The sequence below is a fragment of the Halalkalibacter akibai JCM 9157 genome (genome assembly GCF_000513135.1).
Classification (GTDB): Bacteria; Bacillota; Bacilli; order Bacillales; family Bacillaceae_D; genus Halalkalibacter; species Halalkalibacter akibai.
In genome coordinates, this window is sequence record NZ_BAUV01000026.1 from 17529 (window position 1) to 35450 (window position 17922).

At 37.0% G+C, this 17922-nt stretch carries 15 protein-coding genes; 11 read left to right on the forward strand and 4 right to left on the reverse strand.

Translation table 11 applies throughout. The annotated features are described in order from the left end of the window. From rhaA to JCM9157_RS14160, 6 genes are all read left to right on the forward strand, one after another. Positions 1-1257, forward strand: coding sequence for an L-rhamnose isomerase (gene rhaA, locus JCM9157_RS14135; RefSeq protein ID WP_035665650.1), 1257 nt, complete (start codon positions 1-3; stop codon positions 1255-1257). 285 nt (positions 1258-1542) lie between these two features. After that, entirely contained in the window at positions 1543-2301 is a 759-nt protein-coding gene (locus JCM9157_RS14140; protein ID WP_035665652.1) for a DeoR/GlpR family DNA-binding transcription regulator, read from the forward strand. Positions 2302-2368: 67 nt separating this feature from the next. Next, positions 2369-3088: a (Fe-S)-binding protein gene (locus tag JCM9157_RS14145; RefSeq protein ID WP_035665654.1), complete on the forward strand. Its 720-nt coding sequence runs from the start codon at positions 2369-2371 to the stop codon at positions 3086-3088. A gap of 15 nt (positions 3089-3103) precedes the next feature. Then, positions 3104-4531 carry a LutB/LldF family L-lactate oxidation iron-sulfur protein gene (locus JCM9157_RS14150; RefSeq protein WP_035665656.1) on the forward strand — a complete coding sequence of 476 codons (1428 nt, stop codon included), beginning with the start codon at positions 3104-3106 and terminating at the stop codon, positions 4529-4531. Beyond that, positions 4531-5250, forward strand: coding sequence for a LutC/YkgG family protein (locus JCM9157_RS14155; RefSeq protein WP_035665658.1), 720 nt, complete (start codon positions 4531-4533; stop codon positions 5248-5250). The genes JCM9157_RS14150 and JCM9157_RS14155 overlap by 1 nt, the downstream gene beginning before the upstream one ends. 409 nt (positions 5251-5659) lie before the next feature. After that, entirely contained in the window at positions 5660-5899 is a 240-nt protein-coding gene (locus JCM9157_RS14160) for a hypothetical protein (RefSeq protein ID WP_235715016.1), read from the forward strand. A 93-nt stretch (positions 5900-5992) separates the two neighbouring features. Here the strand turns inward: JCM9157_RS14160 and JCM9157_RS14165 are convergent, their stop codons facing one another. The 3 genes from JCM9157_RS14165 to JCM9157_RS14175 form a co-directional block, all read right to left on the reverse strand. After that, on the reverse strand, positions 5993-6520 hold the full coding sequence (locus tag JCM9157_RS14165) for a DinB family protein (RefSeq protein ID WP_035665663.1): 528 nt from the start codon (positions 6518-6520) through the stop codon (positions 5993-5995). A 67-nt stretch (positions 6521-6587) separates the two neighbouring features. Further along, entirely contained in the window at positions 6588-7820 is a 1233-nt protein-coding gene (hmpA, locus tag JCM9157_RS14170) for an NO-inducible flavohemoprotein (protein ID WP_035665665.1), read from the reverse strand. A 226-nt stretch (positions 7821-8046) separates the two neighbouring features. Continuing rightward, positions 8047-8763: a YwiC-like family protein gene (locus JCM9157_RS14175; RefSeq protein WP_052013161.1), complete on the reverse strand. Its 717-nt coding sequence runs from the start codon at positions 8761-8763 to the stop codon at positions 8047-8049. A 189-nt stretch (positions 8764-8952) separates the two neighbouring features. Here JCM9157_RS14175 and JCM9157_RS14180 point away from each other — a divergent pair, with 189 nt between their 5' ends. The 5 genes from JCM9157_RS14180 to JCM9157_RS14200 all read left to right on the forward strand — a co-directional run bounded on the left by JCM9157_RS14180 (position 8953) and on the right by JCM9157_RS14200 (position 16704). Further along, complete coding sequence (locus JCM9157_RS14180; RefSeq protein WP_035665668.1) at positions 8953-10077, forward strand: TIGR04053 family radical SAM/SPASM domain-containing protein; 1125 nt, start codon at positions 8953-8955, stop codon at positions 10075-10077. A 327-nt stretch (positions 10078-10404) separates the two neighbouring features. After that, on the forward strand, positions 10405-10707 hold the full coding sequence (locus JCM9157_RS14185) for a hypothetical protein (protein WP_035665669.1): 303 nt from the start codon (positions 10405-10407) through the stop codon (positions 10705-10707). A gap of 66 nt (positions 10708-10773) precedes the next feature. Beyond that, entirely contained in the window at positions 10774-12351 is a 1578-nt protein-coding gene (locus JCM9157_RS14190; RefSeq protein WP_035665670.1) for a M2 family metallopeptidase, read from the forward strand. 116 nt (positions 12352-12467) lie between these two features. Then, positions 12468-13301: an alpha/beta hydrolase gene (locus tag JCM9157_RS14195; protein WP_035665671.1), complete on the forward strand. Its 834-nt coding sequence runs from the start codon at positions 12468-12470 to the stop codon at positions 13299-13301. 343 nt (positions 13302-13644) lie between these two features. Next, complete coding sequence (locus JCM9157_RS14200; RefSeq protein WP_035665672.1) at positions 13645-16704, forward strand: family 78 glycoside hydrolase catalytic domain; 3060 nt, start codon at positions 13645-13647, stop codon at positions 16702-16704. Between the two features lie 300 nt (positions 16705-17004). On the opposite strand, the gene JCM9157_RS14205 is transcribed toward JCM9157_RS14200, so the two are convergent. Beyond that, a complete protein-coding gene (locus JCM9157_RS14205; RefSeq protein WP_052013162.1) occupies positions 17005-17883 on the reverse strand; it encodes an AraC family transcriptional regulator in 879 nt (292 codons plus the stop codon). Between the last annotated feature and the right edge of the window lie 39 nt (positions 17884-17922).

Here is a 17922-nt window from a genome sequence, read left to right on the forward strand (position 1 = left end):
ATGAGTTTAAAAGACCATTTTGAACTGGCGAAAAAAGAATATGAACAGTGGGGCATTAACGTAGAAGAAGTATTTGAAAAACTTCAACTTGTTCCGATTTCTGTTCATTGTTGGCAAGGGGACGACGTCGGTGGCTTTGAAATAAACAAAGGTGACTTATCTGGTGGAATTGATGTCACAGGTAACTACCCAGGAAAAGCACGAACTCCTGAAGAGTTAAGGATGGATCTTGAGAAAGCACTTTCTCTTATTCCAGGTAAACACCGAGTTAACTTACATGCTATTTATGCAGAGACAAACGGTGAAGTAATAGAAAGAGATCAGCTTGAGCCTAAGCACTTTGAAAAATGGGTTGAATGGGCAAAAGAGCAAGGACTTGGGCTAGACTTTAATCCAACACTGTTTTCACACGAGAAAGCAGCAGATGGTTTGACACTCACACATCCAGACCCTGAAATTAGAAAGTATTGGATTGATCATTGTATAGCTAGTAGAAAGATTGGTGAATATTTTGGTAAAGAGTTAGGATCTCCTTGCTTAACAAATATTTGGATTCCAGATGGGTATAAAGATACACCAAGTGACAGACTTACACCGAGAAGACGTTTAAAGGAATCCCTTGATGAAATCTTTGCTGTAGAGATTGATGAAGCTTATAACGTAGATGCTGTAGAAAGTAAATTATTTGGGATTGGTTCTGAATCTTTTGTGGTTGGATCACATGAGTTTTACTTAAGTTATGCACTGAAAAACAACAAGCTTTGCTTACTAGATACAGGGCATTATCATCCAACGGAAACTGTATCAAACAAAATCTCAGCTATGTTATTATTTAATGAGAAATTAGCGCTTCATGTCTCAAGGCCTGTTCGATGGGATAGTGATCATGTAGTAACATTTGATGATGAGTTAAAAGAGATCGCACTAGAGATTGTTCGCAATGATGCACTTGATCAAGTGATGATCGGATTGGATTTCTTTGATGCGAGTATTAATCGAATTGCCGCATGGACAATTGGAACGCGTAATATGATTAAAGCTTTAATGTATGCGATGTTAATGCCGAATGAACACCTAAAAGCACTGCAGGAAAATGGGGACTACACGAAAAGATTGGCGCTTTTAGAAGAATTCAAAACATACCCATTCGGCGCGATCTGGAACTATTATTGTGAAAAAATGAATGTTCCTGCTAAAGAACTTTGGTTACAAGATGTCAATGAATATGAAGAGAAGGTTCTTTCTAATCGAAAATAACGCTTTTTTATCTGCAGTTAGGCTTGAAAGACAAAAAAAGCCTGACTGCATTTTTACTTCTTTCATATTTAAAAATGGTATAGTTAAGTTGAGCTTCGGCTAGTGGAAAATACAATTGTCTATATCTAATTATATGGCTGTTTTTATCTACTTTGTTAATAGTTAGGGAGAGGTGGAATGGTGTTCGTTCCATTCCGCTCCACTTCACTTAGAGGGGTAGATCATATTTTAAAACATTAAACATTACAAATACAGCAATTATATTAAGATTACGGAGGTGAAGAAATGCTTGTAGCTGAAAGACATGAGAAAATTACAGAGATTGTCAATGAAAAAGGGAGTATTCGTGTAACAGAACTAAGTCAAATTTTTAAAGTGACAGAAGAAACCATCCGCCGCGATCTAGAGAAACTAGAGGGCGAAGGGAAGCTTCAGCGAAGTCATGGTGGCGCAGTAAGTATAAAAGAAACGGAGATTGAACTACCTTATTTTGAAAGAGAAATACAAAATGTAAAAGAGAAGTTGGCGGTTGCAGAAGAAGCCGTCAAATACGTGGAAACCAATGATCGAATTATCCTAGATGCAAGTACAACAGCTTGGTATATGGCCAAAAGATTGCCTGATATGGCGCTAACCGTTTTAACGAACTCGATGAAAGTGGCAATGGAACTCGCAAACCGTGAAAAAATATCTGTTATTACAGTTGGTGGGACAATGTTACCAAGATCTTTATCATTTGTAGGGCCACAAACGAACAACGCTTTGGAATATTATCATGTGAACAAAGCCTTTATTTCTTGCCAAGGTATACATGCCAAACGTGGAATCAGTGATTCAAATGAAATGCAGGCGCTTGTTAAACAGAAAATGATTGAAATATCAGATGAAATTTATTTGTTAGCAGACCATACAAAGTTTGGCAAACAAGCTTTTTCGCGAATAGGCGCTATCAATTCGATTAACTGTATTATCACGGACTCTAAGACAAGTCAGGGACAAATTAAAGATTTTCAAGATTTAGAGATAAAAGTCATACGTTCTTAAAAAGGGACTGAATAGTAAAGTGCTGCTTTTAAGAATACCTCACTATAAATGAAATGAGGGATCATGGATGAAAGTATCATTATTTGTGACATGTTTAGCGGACGTATTTTATCCTGGTGTTGGCCAAGATGTCGTGGAAATTCTTGAACGTAACGGTTGTGAAGTGGATTTTCCTATGAATCAAACTTGTTGCGGTCAGCCAGCTTATAACAGTGGCTACCATCATGAAACAAAAGACGTGGCTAAACATATGATCAAAACGTTCGAACATGCAGATTATGTTGTAACTCCATCAGGCTCTTGTGGGGCCATGATTCATGAGTACAGCCATTTGTTTAAAGAGGATTCGACTTGGAAGAAAAGGGCGGAGTCACTAGCAGAAAAGACCTTTGAATTTACGCAGTTTCTAGTGGATGTTTTAAAAGTGGAAGAAGTCGGTGCCGTTTTCCAGAAAAAAGCAACCTACCATACATCTTGTCATATGACACGCCTATTAGGTGTTAAAGATGCGCCGATGAAACTATTAGAAAATGTAAAAGGATTAGAGTTTGCTAGTCTTCCAAATAAAGAGACATGCTGTGGCTTCGGAGGAACGTTTTCAGTCAAAATGGTGCCAATTTCAGAGCAGATGGTCAATGAGAAAATTGAGCATATTGAAGAAACAGAAGCTGAAGTGTTAATTGGAGCTGATTGTGGGTGTTTAATGAATATTGGTGGAAGAATTGAACGTCAAGGCAAACCAATTAAAGTGATGCATATTGCACAAGTCCTAAACAGTAAACAATAAAAGGCGGGGATAACAATGTCGATGAAAATCAGTGAGGATAAGTTTTTTGACCGGGTGGACAAAGGACTTAACAATGATTTTATGAGAAAAGCAATGGTGTCCGCTCAAGAGAGACTTAAAGGAAGAAAATTAGATGCCCAGAAAGAGCTTGGAAACTGGGAAGAATGGCGATCGCTTTCTGAAGAGATTCGTCAACATACCCTAGAAAACCTAGACTATTACCTAGATCAGCTTGCTGAGAATGTGATGAAAAAAGGCGGACATGTTTTTTTTGCGCAAACAGCTGAAGAAGCGAATGAATACATCACAAAAATTGCTAAACAAAAAAACGCCAAAAAAGTAATTAAATCTAAGTCAATGGTAACGGAAGAAATCAGTATGAATGAAGCGTTAGAAAAAGCAGGCTGTGAGGTCATTGAATCCGATTTAGGAGAATATATCCTTCAAATTGATGACCACGATCCCCCCTCTCATATTGTAGCGCCAGCTTTGCATAAAAATAAGGATCAAATTCGAGATACTTTTAAAGAGAAAAAAGGCTATTCTAAATCTTCCAAACCAGAAGAGCTTGCCTTGTTTGCTAGAGAACAGTTACGTGGTGAATTTTTAACTGCTGATATAGGGATTACTGGCTGTAACTTTGCTGTTGCTGAATCCGGGGCGATTTCTCTTGTGACAAATGAGGGGAATGCAAGACTTGCGACGACTTTACCGAAAACGCAAATTACCGTTATGGGGATGGAAAGAATTGTTCCAACTTGGGAAGAACTTGATATATTAGTGAGTATGCTTTGTCGAAGTGCGGTCGGTCAAAAGCTAACTAGTTATATTACTGGTTTAACAGGACCGAAAGCAGATGGTGATGTTGACGGACCAGAAGAATTTCATTTAGTTATTGTAGACAACGGACGTTCGAACATACTTGGAACAGAGTTTCAATCGGTTCTTCAATGCATTCGCTGTGCAGCCTGTATTAACGTTTGTCCGATATATCGTCATGTTGGAGGCCACTCCTACGGATCCATTTACCCTGGTCCAATTGGTGCTGTCTTATCGCCGTTACTTGGTGGATATGATGATTACAAGGAGTTACCTTATGCATCAAGCTTATGCGGGGCATGTACGGAAGCATGTCCAGTAAAGATCCCTCTTCATGATTTATTAATTAAACACCGAAGAAACATTGTCGAAGAACAGGGGAGAGGCGGATTCGGCGAAAAGTTAGCAATGAAAGGATTCTCCTTGGCGGCGAGCTCACCAAAACTATTCAGCTTCGGATCAAAAGCAGCTCCAACAATGATGGGCCCATTAGTAAGCGAAGGAAAAATTAAAAAAGGACCAGGTCCGATTAAACCTTGGACCGACATAAGAGATTTTCCAGAGCCTAGTAAACAAAGTTTCAGAGAATGGTATAAAAAACGTGAGAAAGGCGGCGACAAGTAATGCCAACCGGTAGCATTCAACATAAAGATCGTTTTCTAGATCAAATTGCCAAAAGTCTTGGAAGGCCAAGAAAAACGACTCCTGTCGTCCGACCTAATTGGAAACACCAACCACAGCATGAAGTATTCAAAGGTTATAATCAGGATCAACTTGTTGACGTGCTAGTCGAGCAGTGTACGAAAATTCATACACAAGTTGAGCTAGTAACAACTAAAAACCTTCAAGAAGTGTTAAGAAATGTCATAGCTGGTTGGAACGCACAATCGATTATAAGCTGGGATGATCCTCGAATAAAAGAGTATGAATTAGATGCTTTTTTTCAAGAGATTTTCCAAGCTGGGGTCGACGTACACGAATGGAATCCAGCTGTCGGAGAGGAAAATATTAAATTTGCAGAGCAAGCCGACATCGGAATAACATTTGCTGATATGACGTTAGCTGAATCTGGAACCGTCGTATTGTTTAGTGATCAAGGTAAGGGTAGATCAGTGAGCTTGCTCCCAACCTATTATATTGCCGTTATTCCAAAAAGTACGATCGTACCCCGTATGACACAAGCTACTAGTTATATTCACCAAATGCAAGAACAGCAAGGAACGGTACCGTCGTGTATCAATTTTATATCTGGGCCGAGTAACAGCGCTGATATTGAGATGAATTTAGTTGTAGGTGTTCATGGACCGGTAAAAGCGTATTACCTTATAGTGGAGGATAAATAAAAAGAGAAATAAATTAGCCGGTGGTTTATGTTAGAAGTGAAAAGAATAGAAAGTAGTCCAACTTCATGAATGGACTACTTTTTAAAATGCTGTTGAGCCCTCATAGATTTAATGAGAGCCGATCGACCACTTAACTAAAGGAAATAAGGTCTTCATAGGACCGATGAAGACCTCAAGCAATCATGAGAAAGAGAGAAAAGTACTTCATAAGGCTGATGAAGACCCCAACCGTACTAAAGAAAGAGAGAAAAGGTCTTCATGAAGCTGATGAAAGCCCGAAGCCTTCTTAAATAAAGAAAAAAGGTCTTCATAACTTTATACTGACTTCCTGTGTGAAGAATTGTAATATTTGTAGTATCATGTTGACGAATTACTTTAAATAAGTTTCATTAATATAGGAGGGATCTACTTGGAGAAACATCATCACATAAGTATCATAGATTTTAAAACAACGGAGCATCAAACCAAGTTTGTGCAATTCACAGGATATGATGCCAACCAAGAAAAAAAATTCACAGCAGAAGTGAAATTCGTTGGTGGAGTTCCATATGGAGACATTATTCATCCCGATAGATCTACCTTGTCTTCTGAGTGCCGAGACTTTATCCGAGAGCAACTGTTGCATAAGTATAATACTGGTCAGTTTTAATTGCGCTAATCTCTATATGGTTAGCGTTATTTTATAATAGACAGATTAATTATAAAACTTAGCGGTAACTGCCAATCAACATCGTTAATGAACCTATCTTTTTTTCAAAATCCCCAAATACTCTTCCCAAGGCCCAACATCTACTCTATATCTCTCCGCCATGATTCGTACAAGTTGAGAGATATGTGTTAAATCATGCACAACCCAAGTAGAAATCAATTGTCTTACTTTCACTACACCAAAGGCCGGATGATAACCTGTTAATTCGAGCTGCGAATCTGAATGGATCAGATTCTTCAATTTGGATAGACTTTCATTTCTTAATTCTTTAAATTCTAGCAATGTTTGTTCAAGTGAACGTTCCACTTTTTGGTTTAAATGAGAAAAACGATCAAATGCAGGAAAGGGATTCTTTTCACCTTCTTTAAGAATCGTTTCAAGTCTCTTTATCCAATTATGTTTCTCTCCTTCTATGAGGTGTTCCAACACTTCTATGATATTCCATGTTTCATCGCCTTCACGGCAGTGCAACCAGTCATCAGATAAGCCTGTTAAAAAAACTTCCAAGGTTTGTGGTGTGCGTTCTAGAACACTTATCGCTTCTTTCAAATCAAAGTTCATTTTCAAACTCCTTTCACTATTAAAATAAAATAAGCATATGCTATTTGCACATGCTCATTTTATTCGATTAATGATCTAAATTTCCTTTAGGTCCAAAAAATTCAAAGTGAATGTGTTCGTCTGCTACATTCCATTCTTTTAAAGCTTTTCTGATTGCTTTCATAAAAGGGACTGGACCACAGAAGTAAAATGTAGCTTCATTATTCGTTAAAATAGATTGTAACCATGGCAGGTCAATATAGCCTGCTTTTTGATAAATTCCAGTTTGTTTATCATCTTCAGTTGGTGATTCGTAAGCTAAAAAGTATTGTATATTGGTAGATGAATCTATGACACTACGTATTTCTTTATTAAATGCATGGTGTGAACTGTTAATAGCTGCATGCACGTAAGTGACTTGTCTTTCGGGTTGTTTTTTAGCTAATGTTTTTAACATACTGATCATTGGCGTTTGACCAACTCCACCACTAATAAGGACAATGGGTCTATCTTCGTGCGAATCTAATACAAAATCGCCAGCAGGTGCTGTAATTTCTAACAGATCCCCTTCAGAAACTTGGTCGTGAAGAAAATTCGAAACAATACCAGCTGGAATATTTCCCTTCTGATCTTCACGTTTCACGCTAATACGGTAGTAATCTTGTCCTGGTTGATCAGATAAACTATATTGTCTTAAATGAGTGTACGTTTCACCATCAATGACGGCTTTAACTGTAATATATTGACCAGGTGTGAAAGCTGAAATGGGGCCACCGTCTTTCGGTTTTAAGTAGAAAGATGTAATGACATCACTTTCCTTTTCTTTCTTTGAGATGACGAACTCTCGAAAGTCATCCCAACCACCTGTTTTAGAAGCAGCCTCATGATACATTTCTTTTTCTACAGAGATGAAGACATCAGCAATCACTCCGTAGGCATCGCCCCACGCGTTGATAATGTCGTCTGTAGCAGCATCGCCGAGAACTTCCTTAATAGCTAACAACAAGTGTTCACCTACAATAGGGTAGTGCTCAGCTTGAATTCCTAAGCTTCGATGTTTATGAGCGATTTGCTTTACAGCTGGAAGAATGGCTTCTAAATTATCAATGTACTGTGCTGCAGCATAGACCGTACTGGCAAGAGCTTGTTGCTGTTTCCCTTGTTTTTGATTTACATGATTAAAGATATGAAGTAATTCTGGATGGTTCTCAAATAGCATTTGGTAGAAACGTGTTGTAATGGCTGTTCCATGCTCCGCTAAAACGGGAACGGTTGATTTAATGATGTTAATGGTGTTGGAATTCAAAAGTTTCGTACTCATATGTAATCCTCCAATTAAACCAGTATTTTAAATACATCTTTAATTATGGGTGAGATCCTGTTTAAAAGCAATATATAAAATACAGCTTTCGGTAAATAGACACTTTTTAAGTTAACAAAAAAGGTAGTAGAAGCTAAGTACAATGGCAATCTAGCAGTAAATGAAAGAAAAAACTCTCCCAATCCTATTGAAGAGACATGATTGAGAGAGTCTTGAAAAAGTAAAGTCACGCTAAGATTACTCGACTGATAGCAAAGAAAAGAACGCCATTTCCTAACTCAACCATACCAAGAATGATTGGTTTAACAGGAGTTGCTCTGGAGGTAAACCAATCTTTAAGAATACCAGGCAGATAAGCTAAGCTCATCCAAGGAACGGCGAGCAACAAAGGTATAAAAAGGAGAAAAGAGTGATAAACGTGAGACATCTTTTTAAATTTCTTGTTTTTTCTTTCTCTAATCATGGACTTAACGTAAAAGGAACTACCCATGAAGTATAAAATGACCCAAAGAAATATAAGAAAAACTTCGTTGGACCAGCCTCCATTACCAATCATAAAAGCAGCGACTCCACCTAGCGAAAAAGTTAAAATTCCGCTGAGATTATTAAGAAGATTTCGTTCGTTTTTACGTTTAATATAGTACATATTTACGGTAAGAAGTGGTAGAAAAAAGATGCCTACGAAAAGTAAGGCCGGATAGAGCCACACAATAGGTGTAAGAAAAATGATAGCAATAAGACCGTATCCCAATAACCATGGTTGCATCGTCTTTTTAGATTTAGAGTTTCTGAAGATATTTAAAAATGGAGTTGACGCTAAAAAAATAAAAAACCAGCCAATTAATAAGGGGACATGAAGCCAGTTCGGTTCAGATAAAAAGACACCCAACAAGTATGGCAGAAAAAACATAAGCCATGTTCCATGTTCTTTAGGTAACATCATTGCCATTCTCCTCTCAGTAATAAAATAATAAGTTCAATCAATTCTTAAAAGATAACACCAATCAATAGAGCTTAAAATGATTTTTGTCACAGAAGAGTGAAAAGAGAAGCTGAGTTGATTCGTGATCGATTTCATATCTGAGTAATTTACACAAGCTTATAATAGGGGATAATTGATTGGAGGGATTAGATGTTCAACCGTGATTTTAATAAAAATCCATTTATTGTTATTTGGGAACTGACAAGAGCATGCGAATTAAAGTGTTTACATTGCCGGGCAGAGGCTCAACATCACCGTCATCCGCTCGAATTAACTTTTGATGAAGGAAAAAAACTAATTGATGATATTTATGAAATGGATAACCCGATGCTTGTATTTACAGGTGGAGATCCACTTATGCGAACAGATGTGTATGACATTGCCAAATATGCAGTCAAAAAGGGGGTTCGTGTTTCGATGACACCAAGTGCTACCCCGAATGTTACGGAAGAAGCCATTAAAAAGGCAAAGGAGGTTGGACTGGCAAGATGGGCGTTTAGTTTGGACGGGCCAACAGCAGAGATCCACGATCATTTTAGAGGAACGGATGGTTCATTTGAACTGACAATGAATGCCATTAAATATTTACACAAATTAGAAATTCCCATTCAAATAAATACGGTCATTTCTAGATATAACGTTGATGTACTTGATGAAATGGCAAGAATGGTAGAACAACTAAATTGCGTGCTCTGGAGTGTCTTTTTTCTTGTGCCGATAGGAAGAGGCAAGGAAAACGATATGATTTCACCAATAGAGCATGAACGGGTGTTTCACTGGCTTCATCAATTGAGAAAAAAAGTTTCTTTCGATATTAAAACAACAGCAGCACAGCATTACCGACGTGTTGTTATTCAGCAAAGAATGCGAGAAAGCTCTTCTTCTGATCAAACGATTCGCTATCAGGATGCATTGATGAAGGGGATGACTGCAACATTTGATGGGCTAGGTCGTGCACCAAAAGGGGTCAATGATGGGAATGGCTTTGTTTTCATCTCACATGTAGGGGACGTCTATCCGAGCGGGTTGCTACCAATTAAAGCTGGAAATATTCGCACAACGCCTTTAGCTGAAATTTACCGTAACTCACCTATCTTTAAAGACTTACGAAATCCAGATAAATATAAAGGCAAGTGTGGAGTTTGTGAGTTTCGCTATGTTTGTGGGGGATCTCGTTCAAGAGCCTTTGCCGTGACAGGTGACTACTTAGAAAGCGAACCATTCTGTGTGTACATTCCTAAATCATTGAGAAAATCGAATAAAAATAGGACATGAAGTATAAACGTCATGTCTTTTTTTTGTTTGTTGAACATTCATAAAAAGGTAATAAAAGGATATTGGTAGCTGGTTAAATATGTTATGGTAATTAAATAGAGACCATACAAAAACTGGAGGTGGCATATATGATTATTTTTATTCTACTGGTTATTTTTTTAATAGTTTGCGTTATGGAATTTAGCCATTTAAAAAAGCAGAATAATAAAATCATAGAACAAAATTATCTAATTATTAATCTTTTAGGTGAAATTAAGGATCAGCACAAGCAGTGAGATCCATTAGGGTATCGTTAGTAAATTAATAGAGTAAAGGGAGGCATGTTTAGTGGATTTCACTATTAATAATGAGGTTTATTGGGTGTTATATAATATTTTAGCTTTATTACTATTCGTTACATTTTCTACTGTGGTCATTCTTTTGATTAATAAACTTAAAATAAAGCAAGTGGTAAAGTACTATATGATTGCAGGTTTTATTATATTAGCTCTTTCCTTAGTTGTGACGTTTTTCGGATATTCGTTTATAACCTTATTTAGCTACATTGAATGGATGACAAAGTTTTTGTTGCCTTGGCTTGTTTTGTATTGGCTAGTAAGAGCAATAAAAGTTTTAGAAAGAAGAGTTTAATAAAAAACGGTTAGACGGTCATCAACTCTCAGAAATAGTGAAATGATAGTAGGGAGGCGTTTTTACATGAAGTCTATAGATGAGTTTCTTCAAGCGCAAAATAATAGAATGGAAAATCTGTATAAGCCTGTCCTCTTTAATCATTGGATGGCAAAAACGACAGGAGAAAAAGAGTGGGGACTAAAACACGAAAAGGCGCTTGGTGAATACTTTGCCAATTTTGCTGATACAGAAGCTTACAATCAGGTAAAAGCTTATCGTGGGATTCCAAACTTAACCTTGCATCAAAGCCGTCAATTGGATGATTTATATAATAAAATGGTTAAAAATCAACTAGATAAAGAAGATAGTAAGAAAACATTAGAACTCGAAAGTGAAATATCTGCTGTTTTCAATACATATAGACCGATATTTGAAGGGAAAAAGGTGGCAAACAACGATCTATTAAACATTTTAAAAAATAGCACGGATGAAAACCAAAGAAAAGAAGCTTGGTTAGCTAGTAAACAAGTGGGGAAGGAAATAGAAAAGAATCTCTTGAAATTAGTTCATAAAAGAAATGAAGATGCACGTCAATTAGGATTTGAGAACTATTATGAACTTAGTTTTCACACTCAAGAGTTAGACTTAAAAACGGTTTTTGGTATTTTTCAGCAGTTAAAAGAGTTATCGGATGAGCCGTTTCGTAAGATCAAAACTGAAATTGATAGAGAAAGATCAGAGGAATTAGATATTTCTCAAGAAAATCTTCGGCCTTGGCATTATGTCGATCCTTTTTTTCAGGAAGCCCCTTCTGTTAGTGGTGCCAATCTGGACTCGTTCTACAAAGATAAAGATTTAGAACAAATAGCGGTTTCAACGTTTAAGTCAATGGGACTAGATATAAGCGATATTCTTGAAAAAAGTGATTTATATCCCCGAGAAAACAAAAATCCATTTGGTTTTTGTACGAATGTTGATAGAAAAGGGGACGTGAGAATTCTTGTAAACCTGGATGAAAGTTCGTTTTGGACTACTGCCTTATTGCATGAGTTCGGACATGCGGTTTATTTTAAGTATATTAAAAGAGAATTGCCTTTTATACTTCGCTTTCATTCCCATTCATTGACCACTGAAGCAATCGCTTTATTTTTTGGGCGAATGACTAAAACGCTAACGTGGCAAAAGCGCTTTTTAGGTGTTGAGGATGAAAAGCTGGATACGTTAGCACCAGCAATCAATAAGATGCTACAGCGTCAATTGTTAGTATCAGCCCGCTGGATCATTACTTTTTCATTTTTTGAAAAAGCTTTATATGAAGATCCGGACCAAGATTTAAACCAAATGTGGTGGAAACTTGTAAAAGAAATTCAGTACATTAACCCTCCAGAAAAAACCAGTTATCCTGACTGGGCAGCCAAAATGCATTTCTCCTTAGCACCCGCCTCTTATCAAGACTATTGGCTAGGAGAATTAACAGCTTCACAGCTGGAACATTTTATCTCAAGCAACATCTCAACTGACCTGTTCACACTAGCAGTGGGAGATTATTTGAAAGACAACTTTTTTTCTGATGGGGCAATGCTACATTGGAACGACAAAATCCTGAAGGCTACTGGAGAAAGGTTAAATCCAAGTTATTTTGTTAAGGAGTTTATCGGGTAAAGTAGAGCGGTTCTACAACATTCACTATGAATATTCTTATCTATAACATACACTTTAGTTAAGTGGAAACACTTCTTTTCAAATTGAAAAAAAGATCTCTTTAAGGAGGAACGAAGATGGCATTAATCCAAGCTAATTTTCTATCAAAGTCATTGGGGAGAACTGTTCCAATGAATGTAATACTACCAGTAGACAAGTTTCTATTTCCGGGTATGCCTGTTAGAGACCAAAAGCCATTTAAAACGCTGTATCTGCTTCATGGTGTGCTCGGAAATTACACAGATTGGATAACCGGAACAAATATATTAAGATGGGCAGAAGAAAAGGATTTAGTTGTTGTCATGCCCTCTGGTGATAATATGTTCTATGTTGATAATCCGGGTGTAAACAATTATTATGGTGAGTTTATTGGTAAGGAGTTAGTAGAGATTACCCGAAAAATGTTTCATCTTTCAGACAAAAGAGAGGATACATATATCGCTGGACTCTCAATGGGTGGCTACGGTGCTATTAGAAATGGTTTGAAATACCATGATACATTTGGTTATGTCGCAGGTTTGTCTTCAGCCTTGATTACGGAAGGAATTGAAAACAGAACAAACGATAGTTCAATCTTCTTTGAAACTCGTTCCTATGCGGAAGGCTGTTTCGGAGATCTTACTAAAGTGGCTGAGAGTGATATGAATCCCAAATGGATCGTGAACAAGTTGATAGAAGAGAATGTCAGTATCCCGAAACTATATGTAGCTTGTGGAGAAGACGACTTCCTTATAAATGAGAATCGAGATTTTCGAGATTGTTTACTAGAGTTCAATTTGGATGTAACGTATGAAGAAGGTCCAGGAGGACATGATTGGGATTATTGGAACCTTTATATTAAAAAAGTGCTTGACTGGTTACCTCTTGAACACGATCATGCTGGTATAAGTAGTGGCAATGTAAAAAAATAATTAGAACAAGAGGAAACGCAGTCGATTTTACTCTACTGCGTTTCCTCTTGTTTTTTATGTATTCAATTGTGAAGGAGATTAAATCAACAGCCTTCTCGCCTTTATACGTAAAGTACAAACCATGCACCCCGCGATCAATTGCCCAATTTTATGCTGGTGAAATTGCAATCTGTGCAACCTCTTCACTTCACCGTAATTACATGCTAACAACCTAAAACTCCATAATTAAATTTGTCTATATCTCCCTGCTATTATGTCTTGATTACCCGTCTTTTTGTTGTTTAATCAATACTATAATTTATTTAGATAAATCGTAGCTTATTAACTGAGGAGGATATAGATTATGAATACAAAAGAGGTTACCGAAAAGGGAATAATAAGGATTCATAACTTAAAAGTTGAATACGCTTACAATCCGATAGGGGTTGATGCTGAAAAACCACGGTTTAGTTGGATGATGTCATCAGATTCAAACGGACAAAGACAAATTGCTTATCAAATTCTTGTAGCATCAAGCCCTGAAAAATTAGTTATGAATGAGGCTGATCTATGGGATAGCGGTAAAGTCGTATCAGATATCTCTGTAGCCATTAAATATCTGGGGAATACACTTGAACCATCTACTAAATATTATTGGACCGTTCTTGTATGGAACCAAGATGATAAACTGGTTCAAACTAAAGAGAGTGTATATTTCGAAACAGGTCTCAAAAGTACCGATGGTGTAACAGGATGGAGCGGGGCCAAATGGATTTCAATGGATGGAAAAGATCCTAATAGTCATGGTGCACCTTTACTTAGAAAGGAAACGAAGCTGAATGGAAAAGTTAAAAGCGCAAGGCTATATATATCTGCATTAGGAGTGTATGATGCTTATATAAATGGGCAAAAAATAGGAACTGTTAATGAAGGTGATGATAGTCTTACGGTGGAATTTATGCCTCCAGGATGGACGAATTATGATTCAACGATCAACTATATGACCTATGATGTAACTCGTTATATGAAAGGGGACGCTGTAACTCTTGCTGCCGTATTAGGAAATGGTTGGTGGAATTGTCGAATATCAAAGGGAAGAGAAATAGATGGACTTACAAACTATTATTCGGGTGAAGTCAATGAACTCGCTTTATTTGCTAAGTTATTAATAACTTATGAAGACGATTCGGTAGATTCGGTGGTAACGGATGTTCATTCTGGTTGGAAAGCAACAGATAATGGTCCTATCCGTTCAAACGACATTTATGATGGAGAAACTTACGATGCAACTATGGAGATAGAAGGATGGAATGATATCAGGTTTGATGATTCGAAATGGAATGATGTGAAAGAACATGATTACACAAAAGTTTTCCCTAATGCGACTGTTACCGCATTTAATGGGGATACAGCAAAAATAATCGATGAACTGGATCAATTCCCACAAACGATCACGTATTATGAAGACGTAATTAATCAAGACGCTAGTAAAAATGGAAGAGGAACGATTGAGATTGATTCCAGTCGGACAATTCTTGATTCACAGCGAGCGAAAGAATGTAATGTTACAATCTCTGAAAACGAAACGGTAATTTTTGACCTTGGACAAAATATGGTGGGTATTCCTAGAATCACGGTTCAAGGAGAAAAGGGAAGTCAAATCAAATTGCGTTTTGCTGAGATGTTAAATGACGATAGTGAGGGGGCTGATGGTCCTAAAGGGTCCATATATACAGCAAACTTACGTTCAGCAAAAGCAACCGATTACTACACTCTAAAGGGAGACTTAGAAGGAGAAACATATCAGCCTACTTTGACTTTTCATGGTTTTAGATATGTTGAAGCTACAGTGGTTTCACCAAATACTACAATTTATGTTAATAGCTTAATCGGGAAAGTTACCATGTCTGCGCTTGAGGAGACGGGAAGTATCGTCACGTCACAACAAGATATTAATAACCTATTTTCAAATATTTTATGGGGGCATAGAGGGAATTATCTTTGGATTCCAACTGATTGCCCACAAAGAGACGAAAGAGTTGGTTGGTCAGGTGATACCCAACTTTTTGCGAACACTGCCTTATACAATATGGATGCTGCTATTTTCTTGGAGAATTGGATGGAGATGCTCACAGATTCTCAAGAAGCATATGGCGAAGGAACATTCCATTCCTCAACACCGAGTGGAAGATTTGCAGATTTCATGGGTGTTGTAGGAAATGGTGGCTGGGCAGATGCTGGTGTCGTTGTTCCTTGGACAGTATGGCAGATGACTGGTGATACAACTATTATCGAAAATAACTACAAAGCCATGGTAAAATATATGGATTGGATTTATAGTCAAACAGGAGAAACATTTAGGGGACCAGGTAGTATAGGGGATTGGTTGAATTTTGAGGGAACAGCTAAAGAGCTTTTAAGTGATGCTTATTATGCTTATGATGCAAAATTGATGGAGAAAATGTCAATAGCTATTGGGAAACAAGAGGAAGCGGAAAAATATGGAAAGCTGTTTGAAAAGATTAAAAAAGAATATATTAAGAATTACATTGAAATAGATAACAATGGGATATTAACATTGAAGTGTACGAAGGGCTCTCCTTTTATGATGCCTAATTTTTATTCCTCCGCTGATGTAGAAGATAACAGCCAATGCGGTCTGCTTTGGACTATCAAATTAGAGTTGTATGAGAATGAAGACCAGAAGCAGCAAATGGTTGAGTTACTTGTTGAAAATATAAAAAATAATACAGAGTACAAGCAAAAACATCCGAATAGTAATCGTGTTAATTATGCAGAAAATACATTGTCAGTTGGGTTTCTTGGAGTAAATGTGATTGCTCCAATATTATCCGAGGTAGGTCATTCGGAAGTTGCTTACTCCCTATTGTTACAGGATCAGATGCCTTCCTGGTTATACTCCGTAAAAAATGGAGCAACAACAGTCTGGGAACGCTGGAATTCTTATTCTATCGAAGAGGGCTTTGGCGATGTTGCTATGAATTCATTTAACCACTACGCTTATGGCGCAATTGCCGAATGGATGTACAAATATGCGGCAGGTATATCCAATGATGAGGCGCAACCTGGGTTTAAACATATCAATCTACAACCAAATATTGATAAATATAAGCGTCTTACCTCAGTCAGTGGAGAGTATAAGTCTGTCTATGGCACAATAAAAAGTGAATGGAACATGAAAGGCGATACACTTACTTATCATGTTTCAATTCCTGCGAATACAACTGCAACTGTTTGGCTTCCTACTACAAACAAAAATACTGTAAAAGTGGATGGACACTTAATTCAAAAGCACAACGAAGTCAATGTTGTTGGTTATGAAGATGGAAAAGCAATTTGTCAAATAGGATCAGGGTGTTATGAGTTTGAGTCGACTATTGAAAATGTAAAAGTGATAAACTAATTGTTATTGTAAAATTATTACCCGCACAAGCAAATTTAGTTGAAAATGCAAAAATTGGTAGAAGGGAGATTTTAAAGAGAGTATTCTAAACAATATAAAAGAGGACGCAATGGCTCTTTTAGCACTTACCTTAAGAGGAGAGGGTTTCTCTTCTTAAGGTTTTTGTATAGCAACTCGATTCAGTGCTTGGGACAACTCCTTTGTAGCTCTCTTGAATTGTGACTTTTGTTGAAGAGTTTTCAAATAGGTTGATAAGGTGGGATTTATATCTATTTTTGTCGTGTTAATGCTATTCTTATTCTAAACATTTTTTCGATACTGATGAGGGGATAAACCAAGTTTTTTTGTAAATAGTTTACGGAAGTGATCGGTGTCCTTGTATCCAATGAAATAACTAATCTCTTTGATTGACAAGTCTGTTGTAACTAGCAGTTCACAACTTCGTTCAATTCTTTTATTTTGAAGGTATTCATTAAACGTTTGTCCAGTGTATTTTTTAAACATTCGTGAAAAATGGCGTTCACTTACATTCATCTTATTCGCTACATGTGCTAGTGTAATCGTTTGATTTAAATGCTCTGTCATATAGGAGACTACCTCGTCAATAGCAAATACTGATAATTTCGGTAGAGAGGCTTCAGTATGACGGTGTTTCATCCGAAATAACTGGAGCATAAGTTCGTGAATTTTTGCTGTAACAATGATGGGATAACCGGGCTGCTTTTGTTGATATTCAAAGTACATAGATCGAATTAAATTTAAACAAATATCTTGATGATCACTTACATGTAAGAAGGAAAAAGTTGATTTTATACCTAAACTAGAAAGCCAAATTGAAAGACTCGTGTCTCCTATTCTAGTTGTTTCTTTCATAAGTGAGTCTAGAACTTGTCGATCAAATAGAACATTATAGACGGTAAGGGGATGAATAGAAGTAGGTGAGGTTGGACGAAATACATGGCTTGCTCCAATTGGGATTAAAAATAATTCACCTTTATTGACAGGGATAATATGATCATCGACATGATGAAAACCTTTGCCTTCTTCAATAATCGTTATTTCAATAAAATCATGAATGTGATGAGGGTTCTCAAATCCTTCTTTCCAACGATTAATATGGAAATTGAGATTATTTTTGAAGTACGATTGTCCAATAAATTCGCTTCTAACCTTTTTCATGAGAGAAGACCTCCCTAGTTTACTATCTATTATTGTATA

What these genes read in the sequence shown, in the direction of transcription:
- rhaA (WP_035665650.1), top strand. Translation starts at nt 1, where the DNA reads ATGAGTTTAAAAGACCATTTTGAACTGGCGAAAAAAGAATATGAACAG.
- JCM9157_RS14140 (WP_035665652.1), top strand. Translation starts at nt 1,543, where the DNA reads ATGCTTGTAGCTGAAAGACATGAGAAAATTACAGAGATTGTCAATGAA.
- JCM9157_RS14145 (WP_035665654.1), top strand. Translation starts at nt 2,369, where the DNA reads ATGAAAGTATCATTATTTGTGACATGTTTAGCGGACGTATTTTATCCT.
- JCM9157_RS14150 (WP_035665656.1), top strand. Translation starts at nt 3,104, where the DNA reads ATGTCGATGAAAATCAGTGAGGATAAGTTTTTTGACCGGGTGGACAAA.
- JCM9157_RS14155 (WP_035665658.1), top strand. Translation starts at nt 4,531, where the DNA reads ATGCCAACCGGTAGCATTCAACATAAAGATCGTTTTCTAGATCAAATT.
- JCM9157_RS14165 (WP_035665663.1), bottom strand. Translation starts at nt 6,520, where the DNA reads ATGAACTTTGATTTGAAAGAAGCGATAAGTGTTCTAGAACGCACACCA.
- hmpA (WP_035665665.1), bottom strand. Translation starts at nt 7,820, where the DNA reads ATGAGTACGAAACTTTTGAATTCCAACACCATTAACATCATTAAATCA.
- JCM9157_RS14175 (WP_052013161.1), bottom strand. Translation starts at nt 8,763, where the DNA reads ATGATGTTACCTAAAGAACATGGAACATGGCTTATGTTTTTTCTGCCA.
- JCM9157_RS14180 (WP_035665668.1), top strand. Translation starts at nt 8,953, where the DNA reads ATGTTCAACCGTGATTTTAATAAAAATCCATTTATTGTTATTTGGGAA.
- JCM9157_RS14190 (WP_035665670.1), top strand. Translation starts at nt 10,774, where the DNA reads ATGAAGTCTATAGATGAGTTTCTTCAAGCGCAAAATAATAGAATGGAA.
- JCM9157_RS14195 (WP_035665671.1), top strand. Translation starts at nt 12,468, where the DNA reads ATGGCATTAATCCAAGCTAATTTTCTATCAAAGTCATTGGGGAGAACT.
- JCM9157_RS14200 (WP_035665672.1), top strand. Translation starts at nt 13,645, where the DNA reads ATGAATACAAAAGAGGTTACCGAAAAGGGAATAATAAGGATTCATAAC.
- JCM9157_RS14205 (WP_052013162.1), bottom strand. Translation starts at nt 17,883, where the DNA reads ATGAAAAAGGTTAGAAGCGAATTTATTGGACAATCGTACTTCAAAAAT.